This is a genomic window from Quyinboa mangrovi, assembly GCF_042219825.1.
In the GTDB taxonomy this organism is placed as follows: domain Bacteria; phylum Bacteroidota; class Bacteroidia; order Bacteroidales; family UBA5342; genus JBHJHP01.
Genome location: NZ_JBHJHQ010000011.1, coordinates 1 through 12,426, shown reverse-complemented (window position 1 = coordinate 12,426; position 12,426 = coordinate 1). Strand labels below are relative to the sequence as shown.

Annotated in this window: 11 protein-coding genes and 1 rRNA gene; 8 read left to right on the top strand and 4 right to left on the bottom strand. The window is 38.0% G+C overall.

Going from position 1 to position 12,426, the window contains the following annotated elements:
• Positions 1-6: 6 nt before the first annotated feature.
• Positions 7-1,266 (top strand): NADH:ubiquinone reductase (Na(+)-transporting) subunit F, encoded by a 1,260-nt coding sequence (gene nqrF / locus ACE1ET_RS19780; RefSeq protein WP_375730158.1) that lies wholly within the window; start codon positions 7-9, stop codon positions 1,264-1,266.
• A gap of 171 nt (positions 1,267-1,437) precedes the next feature.
• Here the strand turns inward: nqrF and ACE1ET_RS19775 are convergent, their stop codons facing one another.
• Positions 1,438-1,614 carry a hypothetical protein gene (locus ACE1ET_RS19775; protein WP_375730157.1) on the bottom strand — a complete coding sequence of 59 codons (177 nt, stop codon included), beginning with the start codon at positions 1,612-1,614 and terminating at the stop codon, positions 1,438-1,440.
• Between the two features lie 334 nt (positions 1,615-1,948).
• On the opposite strand from ACE1ET_RS19775, the gene ACE1ET_RS19770 reads away from it, so the two are divergent.
• From ACE1ET_RS19770 to ACE1ET_RS19760, 3 genes are read left to right on the top strand one after another with little or no spacing between them, the layout of a single operon-like run.
• Positions 1,949-3,799: a DNA topoisomerase IV subunit B gene (locus tag ACE1ET_RS19770; RefSeq protein ID WP_375730156.1), complete on the top strand. Its 1,851-nt coding sequence runs from the start codon at positions 1,949-1,951 to the stop codon at positions 3,797-3,799.
• A gap of 5 nt (positions 3,800-3,804) precedes the next feature.
• On the top strand, positions 3,805-6,444 hold the full coding sequence (locus ACE1ET_RS19765; RefSeq protein WP_375730155.1) for a DNA gyrase/topoisomerase IV subunit A: 2,640 nt from the start codon (positions 3,805-3,807) through the stop codon (positions 6,442-6,444).
• Between the two features lie 2 nt (positions 6,445-6,446).
• Complete coding sequence (locus tag ACE1ET_RS19760) at positions 6,447-6,956, top strand: shikimate kinase (RefSeq protein ID WP_375730154.1); 510 nt, start codon at positions 6,447-6,449, stop codon at positions 6,954-6,956.
• Here the strand turns inward: ACE1ET_RS19760 and ACE1ET_RS19755 are convergent.
• Positions 6,936-7,472 carry an LOG family protein gene (locus ACE1ET_RS19755; RefSeq protein ID WP_375730153.1) on the bottom strand — a complete coding sequence of 179 codons (537 nt, stop codon included), beginning with the start codon at positions 7,470-7,472 and terminating at the stop codon, positions 6,936-6,938. The genes ACE1ET_RS19760 and ACE1ET_RS19755 overlap by 21 nt on opposite strands.
• A gap of 69 nt (positions 7,473-7,541) precedes the next feature.
• Between ACE1ET_RS19755 and ACE1ET_RS19750 the strand changes: the two genes are divergently transcribed.
• Together ACE1ET_RS19750 and pdxB are read left to right on the top strand one after the other, a co-directional pair.
• Positions 7,542-8,078 carry a GNAT family N-acetyltransferase gene (locus ACE1ET_RS19750; RefSeq protein WP_375730152.1) on the top strand — a complete coding sequence of 179 codons (537 nt, stop codon included), beginning with the start codon at positions 7,542-7,544 and terminating at the stop codon, positions 8,076-8,078.
• 14 nt (positions 8,079-8,092) lie between these two features.
• Positions 8,093-9,193 (top strand): 4-phosphoerythronate dehydrogenase PdxB, encoded by a 1,101-nt coding sequence (gene pdxB, locus ACE1ET_RS19745; RefSeq protein WP_375730151.1) that lies wholly within the window; start codon positions 8,093-8,095, stop codon positions 9,191-9,193.
• A 9-nt stretch (positions 9,194-9,202) separates the two neighbouring features.
• On the opposite strand, the gene ACE1ET_RS19740 is transcribed toward pdxB, so the two are convergent.
• Both ACE1ET_RS19740 and ACE1ET_RS19735 read right to left on the bottom strand, forming a co-directional pair.
• Positions 9,203-9,691: a YkgJ family cysteine cluster protein gene (locus tag ACE1ET_RS19740; protein WP_375730150.1), complete on the bottom strand. Its 489-nt coding sequence runs from the start codon at positions 9,689-9,691 to the stop codon at positions 9,203-9,205.
• Positions 9,666-10,571, bottom strand: coding sequence for a DMT family transporter (locus tag ACE1ET_RS19735; protein ID WP_375730149.1), 906 nt, complete (start codon positions 10,569-10,571; stop codon positions 9,666-9,668). Before ACE1ET_RS19735 ends, ACE1ET_RS19740 begins: the two co-directional genes overlap by 26 nt.
• 109 nt (positions 10,572-10,680) lie before the next feature.
• On the opposite strand from ACE1ET_RS19735, the gene ACE1ET_RS19730 reads away from it, so the two are divergent.
• On the top strand, positions 10,681-11,922 hold the full coding sequence (locus tag ACE1ET_RS19730) for an aspartate kinase (protein WP_375730148.1): 1,242 nt from the start codon (positions 10,681-10,683) through the stop codon (positions 11,920-11,922).
• A gap of 434 nt (positions 11,923-12,356) precedes the next feature.
• Positions 12,357-12,426 (top strand): 16S ribosomal RNA (locus tag ACE1ET_RS19725); the annotation flags it as partial.

Below are 12,426 nucleotides of genomic sequence, written 5' to 3'. Positions count from 1 at the left end.
AAAGATATGGTGTTTTTAGCTGGTCAGGTAGTTACAATAACAATAAGTGTGATAGTGTTTTTGCTGGTCATTCTTATTCTGGTATCGATCCTGCTTTATGCCAAAAAGAAGTTGATTCCTTCGGGCAGTGTGAATATTAGTATTAACAATGGCGATACTGTATTGGAAGTAGATCAGGGGCAGACCTTATTATCTGCAATGACCAATAGTAATATTTTTCTTCCTTCTGCCTGTGGTGGTGGAGGAACATGTGGTATGTGCAGAGCTCAGGTTGATTCGGGAGCTGGTACTATTTTACCCACTGAAGTAGATTTCTTTACCCGTAAGGAACAGAATGAAAACTGGCGTTTATCGTGTCAGATAAAGGTTAAGGATAATATTGAAATGCGCATTCCGCAGGAAATTATGGGTATTAAAAAGTGGGAATGTACCGTTGTTTCCAATAATAACGTTGCAACATTTATTAAAGAATTTGTGGTTAAACTACCAGAAGGAGAAATACTTGAATTCAAATCAGGTGGCTATATACAGATTGACGTGCCTAAAATGGATGTGGACTTCAAAGATATTCAGATTGGTGATAAGTGGAAAAGTGAGTGGGAAGATCTGGGGATTTTCAATCTGAAAATGCGTAATCCGGAGCCAACATACAGGGCTTACTCCATGGCAAATCATCCTGCTGAAGGAAATATCGTTATGTTGAATATTCGTATTGCAACACCGCCATGGGACAGGGAGAAAGGAACATTTATGGATGTAAATCCGGGTGTGTGCTCTTCATTTATTTTCTCTCGTAAACCAGGGGATAAAGTAATGATTTCTGGACCTTATGGTGAATTCTTTATCAAGGAAACAGAAAGGGAGATGATGTTTATCGGTGGTGGTGCCGGTATGGCGCCGATGCGTTCGCATTTGTTCCATCTGTTCAAAACAGCAAAAACAGGAAGAAAAGTAACATTCTGGTATGGTGCCCGTTCTCTGAAAGAAGTTTTCTACAGAGAAGAGTTTGACGAGATACAGAAAGACTTTCCCAATTTTGAGTGGCATCTTGCACTTTCTGAGCCGAAGCCTGAAGATGACTGGAAGGGTCCGGTCGGTTTTATTCATCAGGTAATTTTAAATAATTACCTTGAAAAGCACGAGGAGCCTGAAGATATAGAGTATTATCTGTGTGGTCCTCCGCTAATGAATAGCGCTGTAACTAAAATGTTATACGATCTTGGAGTACCGGATGAAATGGTAGCGTTCGACGATTTCGGATCATAAATCTTGGTCTGATTGATAAAGATAGGGGAAGCGAAAGCTTCCCTTTTTTATTTAGAAGCAAGCTCATTAAATTGAATTTATCCCTTTGCCACTCTTGAAATATGGGGGGAGTTTGTTACTCAAACTATGTTATTTAATCAAATGCTTGGATGAAGTAAAAGTGCGATGTGCTTAGGCCATGGTAAGAAGATAAAAGAATCCCAAGGATGCGCCGGCTAGAATTACAATTAATACGTACTCAAAAACGGTTAGCCACATTAACTGCTTCTTTTTGTCGAGTGCAGAAAAAGATTCTTTAATTTTTCGTAGCATTTCAGAATTATCTTCGTTCAGGATGCAAATATGCATATAATAATTTGTATATAATGTAATTATTTGGGATTAAAACTATCAAAATATTGAAATTTAAATAGGTGTTTACATATTTTGGCACACTTTTTAAACTCTTTGATTTAAGACAGCAAGGCCAGAGAATTTAATATTTAATCCCACTTTATCACATTAGGTAGTTTAATTCCGGGGGTAACCTTTTAAGTGAGGTCGTCTGATGCGGAAATAGTATTGTTCCTGTTAAAATATTGTTTATATCAAAGAATGCCACTGTTTGCAATTTCAGCATAAATTTACTCTATTTGCTTAGATAGGCTATTTCTATTCATTTTTTAGCTAAAACATTATTTTTATGAGTGCTGCACATTATTCTGAGGATACTATTCGGACGTTGGACTGGAAAGAGCATATCAGGCTGCGTCCCGGTATGTATATCGGTAAGTTGGGCGACGGGAATTATGCAGACGATGGAATATATGTCCTGCTCAAGGAAGTCATGGATAACTCCATCGATGAATTTATGATGGGAAACGGTAATGTTATAGAAATAGATATCTCCGATGAAGGGAGAGTATCTGTTCGCGACTTTGGCCGTGGTGTACCTCTTGGAAAGGTAATTGATGTAGCTTCTAAAATGAATACCGGTGCCAAGTACGATTCCAAAGTGTTTAAAAAATCGGTAGGGTTGAATGGTGTTGGTATAAAAGCTGTAAATGCGCTTTCTGGCTACTTCTTCATACAGTCATTCAGGGATGGACAATCAAAACCTGCGGAATTTTTAAGAGGTGAGCTTGACAGTGATATACCCGTTCAACCAACGGACGAAAAAAATGGTACGTTGGTAATTTTTGAACCGGATGAGAAAATCTTCAATGGGTACAGGTACCAGTATGAGCATATTGAAGCGCTGATTAAGAATTATGTTTACCTCAATACCGGACTTACCATTGTTTTTAATGGTCAGAAATACAGTTCTAAAAACGGACTATTAGATCTGCTGAATGATAATATGACATCGCCGGGACTTTATCCTATTATTCATCTTAGAGGCGATGATATAGAGGTTGCAATGACTCATGGTAATCAATACGGCGAAGAGTACTATACGTTTGTAAACGGACAGCATACAACCCAGGGAGGAACCCATCAGATTGCTTTTCGTGAAGCGGTTGGGCGGACAATACGGGAATTCTATAATAAAAGTTTTGATCTGGCAGATATGCGCAATGGCCTGATTGCAGCTATCAGTGTTAAGGTAGAGGAGCCGGTTTTTGAAAGTCAGACCAAAACAAAATTGGGTTCTAAGGATATGGGACCTGACGGACCGACGGTAAGGCAGTTTATCAATGATTTTCTTAAAAAGGAACTGGATAACTTTTTGCACAAGAATTCAGCGACTGCAGACGGTCTTTTTAAAAAAATTCTGGAATCAGAAAAAGAGCGTAAAGCAATTGCCGGAGTGACCAAGATAGCACGAGAAAGGGCAAAAAAAGCTAATCTACATAACAGAAAACTCAGAGATTGCAGGTTGCATTTGAACGATGAAAAAAGTGGGGATAACTATCAGAACTCGATGATTTTTATAACCGAGGGTGACTCAGCCAGTGGTTCAATAACAAAAGCAAGGGATGTGCAAACGCAGGCGGTGTTTAGTTTGCGGGGAAAACCTTTAAACTCATATGGTCTGACTAAAAAGGTCGTATACGAAAACGAGGAGTTTAATCTATTGCAGTCGGCACTCAATATTGAAGACGGTCTGGAAGGATTACGTTACAATAAAGTTGTGATTGCAACAGATGCTGATGTGGATGGTATGCACATCAGATTATTACTAATTACGTTTTTTCTGCAGTTCTTCCCTGAACTGGTTAGGAAAGGACATGTTTATATTTTGCAGACACCGCTCTTCAGGGTTCGGAATAAAAAGGAAACCATTTATTGTTATTCGGATGAAGAAAAAGTTGCAGCTATAAAAAAGCTGGGGCCTGATCCCGAAATAACAAGGTTTAAAGGTCTTGGCGAAATTTCTCCCGATGAATTCAAACATTTCATCAACATCGACAACATGCGTCTCGACCGGGTCAGAATGAAAAAGGAGGATCAGGTAGGAGATCTTCTCACATTTTACATGGGAAAAAATACGGCAGAAAGGCAGAATTTTATTATCGATAACCTCATTACAAATCTTGACGAGATAGAATAGCATTTATGGCAGACGATATTGATAACATAGAGGATCAGGATGATGACATAAAACCAAATGAAAATCAGGATGGGAATGGTGAACCTCATATCCATCTTGCAACAGACGGTCCTGCACATCTCTCCGGAATGTATCAGGAATGGTTTCTGGATTATGCCAGTTATGTAATTCTTGAACGTGCTGTTCCTCATATTAACGATGGACTAAAACCGGTTCAGCGACGCATTCTGCATTCCATGAAACGCATGGATGATGGTCGTTATAATAAGGTTGCAAACATTATTGGTCATACTATGCAGTTCCATCCGCATGGGGATGCTTCTATTGGTGATGCGCTGGTTCAGCTGGGACAAAAGGAATTGTTGATTGATACCCAGGGAAACTGGGGAAATGTATATACCGGTGATAATGCGGCGGCGCCACGTTATATTGAGGCGCGGTTGTCAAAGTTTGCACTTGATGTTGCTTTTAGTCCGAAAGTAACCGAATGGAAACCATCTTATGATGGCAGAAATAAGGAACCGGTTACGCTACCTGTAAAATTCCCGTTATTGCTGGCTCAGGGAGTAGAAGGAATTGCTGTTGGTCTGGCATCAAAAATTTTGCCCCACAATTTTAATGAGTTGATAGATGGTGCAATTGCCTATCTTAAAGATGAAGAATTTGAACTGTATCCTGATTTTCAAACCGGAGGTTATATTGATGTATCGCGATATAACGATGGTTTAAGAGGTGGTGCTGTAAAAGTCAGGGCTAAGATATCAAAACTCGATAACCGTACACTTCTTATTCAGGATATTCCTTATGGCAAGAACACATCTACGCTGATTGAATCGATTCTTAAAGCCAACGAAAAGGGTAAGATCAAGATCAAGAAGGTTGATGATAATACTGCAGAGAATGTCGAAATTCTGGTGCACCTGGCTTCAGGAACATCTTCCGATAAAACCATTGACGCATTATATGCATTTTCCGATTGCGAATTAAGTATTTCACCTAACTGTTGTGTGATTGAAGATAACAAACCACGCTTTCTGGGAGTGAGTGAGGTACTTAAATCCAACGTGGATCATACCAAAGCGGTTTTGTTGCAGGAGCTGGAAGTTAAAAAGCATGAGCTCGAAGAATCCTGGCATATGTTATCGCTTGAGAAGATTTTTATAGAGGAGAGGATTTATAAAGATAAGGGATATGAAAATGCAAAAGATAAAGAGGCTGCTATAGCACATATTGATAAACGACTGGATCCGTTTAAGGAAAAATTTATCAGAGAAATAACTTCAGAGGATATAGAGAGGTTGTTTGAAATTAAAATGGGGCGTATCCTTAAATTTAACGCGGATAAAGCTGCCGATCGTTTGCTGGCTATTGAAGAAGAAATAAAAGCCGTTGAACACGATATTAAGAATATTGTCCCTTATACCATCGGGTGGTTTAAGAAGATAAAAGATAAGTACGGAAAGAACTTTCCTCGTAAAACAGAAATAAGAAGTTTTGAGAATATTGAGGCTACAAAAGTTGTGGTCGCCAACGAAAAACTTTATGTAAATTATGCAGAGGGTTTTGTTGGTATGGCGCTCAAAAGGGACGAATTTGTTTGTAATTGTTCTGATATTGATGATATTATTGTCTTCTTTAAGGATGGACGTTATTTTGTGACTAAGGTTCAGGATAAACAATTTGTAGGAAAGGATATATTGCACATTGCGGTATTTAAGCGTAACGATAAACGCACAACCTATAATGTGATCTATCGGGATGGCAGATCCGGAAATTACATGAAAAAGCGGTTCAACGTAACCAGCATTACCCGTGATAAGGAGTATGATCTGACGCGTGGTACAAAAGGATCAAGGATTTTATATTTTAGCGCGAACCCCAATGGTGAGGCTGAAGTAGTTAAAGTCATGCTGAAACCAAAACCCAGGTTACGGAGTCTTGTGTTTGAGATGGATTTCAGTGAGCTGGATATTAAAGGTCGTAATGCGTCCGGAAATATTCTCACTAAGAACGACGTGCATAAAATATCACTGAAGGAAAAAGGTGTATCAACACTGGGTGGCCGTAATATTTATTTTGATCACGATGTAAGCCGCCTGAACTCGGATAAAAGAGGGCAGTATCTTGGTGAATTTCAGGGTGAGGATCTGATTTTGGTTGTGACCAAAGAAGGAGAGTATTACAATACCAATTTTGATTTGTCGAACCATTACGATGATGAAATTCTTCTGGTAGAAAAATTCAACGAGGATAAGATCTGGTCTGTAGCGCTTTGGGATGCCGAACAGGGATTTTACTACATTAAACGCTTCACCTTTGAGCAGTCGATGAAAAAACAATCGTTCATTGGTGAGCATGTAGATTCGAGACTGGTCTTATTGACCGATGATAAGTATCCGCAGTTTATAGTCACTTTTGGAGGTAAGGATGCTGACAAGGAAGATCTGATAATTGACGTGGATGAATTTATTGGTGTAAAAAGTTTCAGGGCTAAAGGTAAACGGGCAACCACAAATAATGTCTCCAAAATAAAACAGGGTGAGTCATTGCAGAAGGATCCTGAAGAAGAAGATAACGATAAAGATGACCCTGAGCCCGATGATTTTTCTCGTGAAGATGGCGAAGGGCAGATGTCACTGTTTTAATAATGATAAGAGTATATTTAATAGGATTTATGGCAAGTGGTAAATCTTATCTCAGCAGGGTGTTGTCTGCTGAAATGAAGTTGCCATTGATTGATATGGATAAGTATATTGAGGAAAAGAATTTTATGTCTGTTCCCGAGATTTTCAGTACTTATGGAGAAGATGAGTTTAGAAAAAGGGAGCAAAAAGCACTAGAGGAATTATCGAATATTGAAGATGTAATAATTGCTACTGGAGGTGGAGCACCTTGCTTTTTCAACAATATGGATGTGATGAATGAGACCGGAGCAACATTGTATATTAAAGTTCCGGAGGATGTTATTGTAGAGCGGTTGATCAATTCAAAACATAAACGGCCTTTAGCTGACGGGAAATCGCGCGGTGAACTGATTGATTTTGTCAGCCATAAAATTGCTGAACGCGAGCCGTATTATTCACAGGCAAAAGCTATCATAAATCCTTTGGACCAATCCCTTGAAGAGATTATTGAGTTAATTAAAATATTGTCTTAAACCGGACGTATTTTCAGTTACTGCATACAAATTACTGAAATCAGTACGAATAAAATCTTCTGAAAAGAAACGATCGAATTGTCTGTATAGATCTGAGTAAAATTGGTGTGGATCAAAAAATACGATAGGTTTGTTATGATAGCCAAGCTGCCGTAATACGATTTCTTCGATAATTTCATCAAGTGTTCCAAAACTTCCGGGTAGTGCGATATAGCCATTCCCGGTATTTCGCATTACTTCCTTGCGCTCCTTCATGTCCTCTACTTTAATAATTTCATCGGCAAGTGAAGTGGTTAATCCCATATCAATAATCTTTTGCGGTATTACTCCGATTAGCTCGCCGGAGGGATTATTTGCTTTAAATGATTTTGCTACTTCTTCCATTAGGCCAACACTGGCACCGCCGTAAATAACGGAATGACCATTTTCTGCCAGCCATTTTCCAAGATCTCGTGCCACCTGGAAATATTTTTCCGGAATATGATTGCTGGATGAGCAGTAAACACAAATTTTCATGATGTTTTTTTGTCTTATTCAAAAAGGCTAACTTTATGCCAGCCTTTACAACACAATTATAAGTAAAATATGGATTGGCTCAAAGGGAATCGGATCAAACTACGTGCGCTGGAACCAACAGATATTGATGATCTGTATAAATGGGAAAATGACAGCGAGTTGTGGCATGTCAGCGATACAGTTACGCCATATTCAAAATATTTATTGAAGGAATATATCGAATCTGCTCCTAAGGATATTTATGAGAACCGTCAGTTACGTCTGGTAATTGAGGCCGAACCTGATGGGAAAAATGAGTCGGTTGGTGCTATAGATTTATTTGAATACGATCCATATCATAACAGGGCCGCAATCGGAATTTTTGTTGATAAAGCATATCAGCGCAACGGTTATGGTTCAGAAGCAATGGAGGTCATAAAAAAATATGCTTTTTCATATCTTCACTTAAAAATGTTGTATTGTCATGTTGGAGCCGATAATCCTGTAAGCGTATCATTCTTTAAAAATGCCGGATTTGAAGTTTGTGGTCAGCTAAAAGAATGGTTGAAAGGCGTTAACGGATATGTAGATAGTTATGTGCTCCAGTGCATTAATCCCGATGTTTAATCCATTATACATATATGAAGATTGTAATTGATGATAAAATCCCTTTTATTAAAGGCGTTTTTGAACCTTATGCAGAAGTTGTTTATGTCGGCGGTGCAGCATTTAATGCAGAAATGGTGCGTGATGCCGATGCGCTGGTGATAAGAACCAGAACCAAATGTAATGCTGCATTGCTCGATGGTTCTTCAGTGAGATTTATCGCAACCGCCACAATTGGGCACGACCATATTGATAAAAGTTACTGTGCAGAAAAGGGAATTAAGTGGACAAATGCACCGGGATGTAATTCCGGTTCGGTTATGCAATATATTGCGTCGGTATTGTCGGTTTTGCAGTTGAGAAATGGCATCGATGTAAAGAAACAAACCATAGGCATTGTAGGGGTTGGTAATGTGGGATCCAAAGTTGAAAAACTATGTCGCAACATTGGAATGAATGTGCTGTTGTGTGATCCGCCACGACAGGAAAGGGAAGTGGGCGATTTTGTGGATTTCGAAACAATTCTTGAAAATGCAGATATCATAACCTTTCACGTCCCATTGGATTACGATTCAGATTACCCTACTTTTCATATGCTGAATGATGTCAGCTTTAAAAAGTTGAAAAAAGCACCGGTTGTGATTAATTCAAGCCGGGGCGAGGTTGTTAAAACAGAATCCATAAAAAAAGCTTTGAGGGATGAGTTAATTTCAAAAGCTGTTTTGGATGTATGGGAAAATGAGCCCGAAATTGACAATGATCTTTTGAACGAAGTTTTGATAGGCACACCTCATATTGCCGGCTATTCGGTGGATGGTAAAGTGAATGGCACAACAATGAGTGTTCATGCCATAAGTAACTTTTTTAACCTGCCCTTAAAAAGCTGGTATCCCGATATGGTGCCTGGTGCTGAGATCAATGAACTCGAATTAAAGGGGAATAATATTTTTGAGGTGTTTCTTCAAACGTACGACGTTGAAATTGATTCAGATAAACTAAAGTATGCACCGGAGAAATTTGAATTTTTCAGGGGAAGTTATCCGGTAAGAAGAGAATTTGGATTTTTTAATGTTAAAACAAAAAATAATTCAGAAGAGCTGTTGACATGGATTAAGAATTTTGGGTTTAACGTTTGATCACAAAAGTCAGATTCGTTTCTTTACCAGTTCAAGAATATCAAAAACAGCAGGACAGGTATAGCTGTTTTGAAGCGTAATATTTTTTATCTGAAGAATATTCGTTCTGTCGGTATGGGGGTATTCCCTGCATGCTTTGGGTCTCGATTCATAGATCATGCAGTAATTGTCAGACATTAGAAAGGGACAGGGCATACTTTTAAACACAAGGTCGCCGTCTTCGTCCGTCTTCAGGTATTGCTCAACCACTTCGGCAGGTTTTAATTTTAAAGCTTTAGCCATCTTATCCACATCGCGGTCAGTAATTCTTGGTCCAAGTGTTTTACAACAGTTGGCACATTTCAGACAATCAGTGTAGGCAAAAACCTCATCGTGAGCTGTGTGAAACAGGTCGTCTACTAATCGTTTCTGCTTTTTCGAAAAACTTTTTAAAAGAGACCTGTTTTCTTTTTCTGCGTTTTGAGCCAGAATTTTAAGTTGTTTCAGTTTCTCTTCCATGCTTCTTGCGAAATTTAATTTGAGACAAAAACAATCCTGATATTACGATGAGTATACCCGCAATTTTTTGAAATGACAGGGCTTCATTTAAGATGAAAAATGCGAGGAAGGCGGTGATAACCGGAATTAGATTTATAAATGTATTTGATTTGGTTACGCCTATTTTCTTTACTGAATTCGTGAAGAATATAAATGCAAGAACAGATGAAAAAACAATAAGGCCGGCAAGCGCTAGAATTGGTCTGATGTGAAAAGTCGTGTGGATTGTGTCTTTAAAATCAATCACCATAAAAAATGGAAGGAACATGAAAAAGCCAAATAGGTTCTGGTATGCCAGTATGGTGGTATTGGTATAATTGGCAGTAAGCTTTTGCAGGAAAATAGGGAAAAAGGTTGCCGAAATAACGGCTACCATCATAAGTAGTGTTCCTTTAAACGAAAACGAACTTTCAGCAATGCTACTGTATTCCATGATAAAAATACCGGTAAGTGATATAATTATTCCGAAAAATATGGAGAGTTTAAACTTTTCCTTAAGCAGATAATAGCTGGCAAATGGAGTAAAAAGTGGTATGGTTGAAATGATGACCGAACCGTAAGTTGATGAGACAATTTGCATGCCATGACTCTCGCCCATAAAATACAGAAATGGTTCAAAAAATGCCATAAGCAAAAAATACTTCAGATCGGCTGCTTTAATAGGCTGTAATTTTTTAAGAATAAATCCAATAACAAAAAAAACAATAGCAGCACCGGCAACTCTTAGTGTTATAAGATTAATGGGATGAAATTCTTCATATGCTATTTTTACCCAAATAAAAGATAAGGCCCAACCAATAACGGCCAGCACAATCGGGTAATATTTTTTTAGTGCGTTCATGTGGCTGCAAATGTAGCTGAATTTAAACAACTTTGAAATGGAAATTTTTCATTAACATTTATCATTTTTCCGTGAATTGGGTAAATTTACATTTGAAAAAAAATGAAGCATGATTGTATATAAATTTGGTGGTGCATCGGTAAAGGATGCAGCTGGCGTTAAGAACCTGAAATCTATTGTTGATGCCTGCAGTGAGAATCTGATTGTTGTTGTTTCTGCAATGGGAAAAATGACCAATGCATTCGAACACGTAGTAGATGCCTTTTTTTCCGGCGAATCCACAGCAGAAATGAAAGAGCAAATTTTTGATTTTCATAAAAGTATCATCAATCAATTGTTTAAGGAAGATTATTTTCCCGAACAGTTTATGATGTTATGGAGTCATTTTGAGAATGAGTTGGCAAAAGTTCCTTCTCTCGATTATGATTTTGATTATGACAGACTTGTATCGTTTGGTGAATTATTTTCCACCGCAATTGTTTCGGAATATCTGAATGCAAACGGTACGCAAAATTACTGGACAGATGCCCGTCAGATTTTAAGAACATCAAACAATTTCAGGGAAGCCAAAATATTGTGGGATACTTCCATGGATATGGCCCTTAAGCATTTTAATTTCTCAGATACAAAATGTTATGTCACGCAGGGTTTTATTGGTTCAACCCTCAATAATCAAACCACAACACTGGGACGGGAGGGTTCTGATTTTACCGCAGCAACACTTGCATATCTTTTAGATGCGAAATCTGTAACGATATGGAAAGATGTGCCAGGTGTATTGAATGCTGATCCTAGATGGTTTACAGAAGCGGAATTAATTCCTGAGATTTCATATAAAGAAGCGACTGAATTAACGTTCTTTGGGGCACAGATTATTCATCCAAAAACACTGAAACCCTTGCAGAATAAACAGATTCCAATGTTTGTCAAGTCATTTTATGAACCCAGATTGCCAGGGACAAAGGTTTTTGATGATGCTGTATTTTTCGATCTGCCAATATATATTCGTAAAGAAAATCAGGCATTGGTAACAATATATCCATCCGACTTTTCATTCATTGTTGAAGATAATATTCGTGATGTGTTTGATATTTTTACTAGGTTCAGGGTTAAAGTGAACCTGATGCAAAATTCCGCCCTGAGTTTTTCTGTTTGTATAAATTACGATAAAAGACGGTTTGATGACATGATTAAAGAACTAAAAGAAGAGTTTAAAGTAGTTTATAATATGGATGTAGAACTCTTAACCGTAAGAAATTTTAGTTCTTCAAAAGCAATTGATTTTACTGTTAATCGTAAAATTTACGTGGAACAGAAAACAAGAAATACAGCAAGCTATGTTTTAGCCTGATTTTAATTAGTTATTATCTCATAGATTTTCAGCAGATTAATATTTTCATCTAAAAATATTTTGAAAATTTCTTACAAAAAGTTTGGATAAATGGGATAATAATGATTTTCTTTGCAGCCGCTTTTGGAAGGGGTAGAGACCCTGGAGAGTTGGTCTTGAGTTTTTGTAAAAAATAAATCATTAATGATTTGGAGGCAAAGGAAAGAAGTATTAATTTTGCCACACTTTTTTCGGCCAATAAAAAACCGGGCCCTGCGCTTAGGTAATTTAGAGTGTTTGAGAGGGGTAAAAAAACGAAAGGCGCAATAAAGAGCGTAAACGTTCATTGAGGAATTGTAAAGTCTTATAATAAGGTAAGAAAAGAAATTTAAAACAAGCGAACCGTCATTCAATTGAAGAGCGAGGGGATCGAAGCTCTAAGGAAATATATAACTACAACGAAGAGTTTGATCCTGGCTCAGGATGAACGCTAGCGACAGGCCTAACACATGCAAGTCGAGCGGG

Bases quoted from the DNA above. Each gene is read 5' to 3' on its own strand.
- nqrF (WP_375730158.1), top strand. From the start codon at position 7: ATGGTGTTTTTAGCTGGTCAGGTAGTTACAATAACAATAAGTGTGATA.
- ACE1ET_RS19775 (WP_375730157.1), bottom strand. From the start codon at position 1,614: ATGCATATTTGCATCCTGAACGAAGATAATTCTGAAATGCTACGAAAA.
- ACE1ET_RS19770 (WP_375730156.1), top strand. From the start codon at position 1,949: ATGAGTGCTGCACATTATTCTGAGGATACTATTCGGACGTTGGACTGG.
- ACE1ET_RS19765 (WP_375730155.1), top strand. From the start codon at position 3,805: ATGGCAGACGATATTGATAACATAGAGGATCAGGATGATGACATAAAA.
- ACE1ET_RS19760 (WP_375730154.1), top strand. From the start codon at position 6,447: ATGATAAGAGTATATTTAATAGGATTTATGGCAAGTGGTAAATCTTAT.
- ACE1ET_RS19755 (WP_375730153.1), bottom strand. From the start codon at position 7,472: ATGAAAATTTGTGTTTACTGCTCATCCAGCAATCATATTCCGGAAAAA.
- ACE1ET_RS19750 (WP_375730152.1), top strand. From the start codon at position 7,542: ATGGATTGGCTCAAAGGGAATCGGATCAAACTACGTGCGCTGGAACCA.
- pdxB (WP_375730151.1), top strand. From the start codon at position 8,093: ATGAAGATTGTAATTGATGATAAAATCCCTTTTATTAAAGGCGTTTTT.
- ACE1ET_RS19740 (WP_375730150.1), bottom strand. From the start codon at position 9,691: ATGGAAGAGAAACTGAAACAACTTAAAATTCTGGCTCAAAACGCAGAA.
- ACE1ET_RS19735 (WP_375730149.1), bottom strand. From the start codon at position 10,571: ATGAACGCACTAAAAAAATATTACCCGATTGTGCTGGCCGTTATTGGT.
- ACE1ET_RS19730 (WP_375730148.1), top strand. From the start codon at position 10,681: ATGATTGTATATAAATTTGGTGGTGCATCGGTAAAGGATGCAGCTGGC.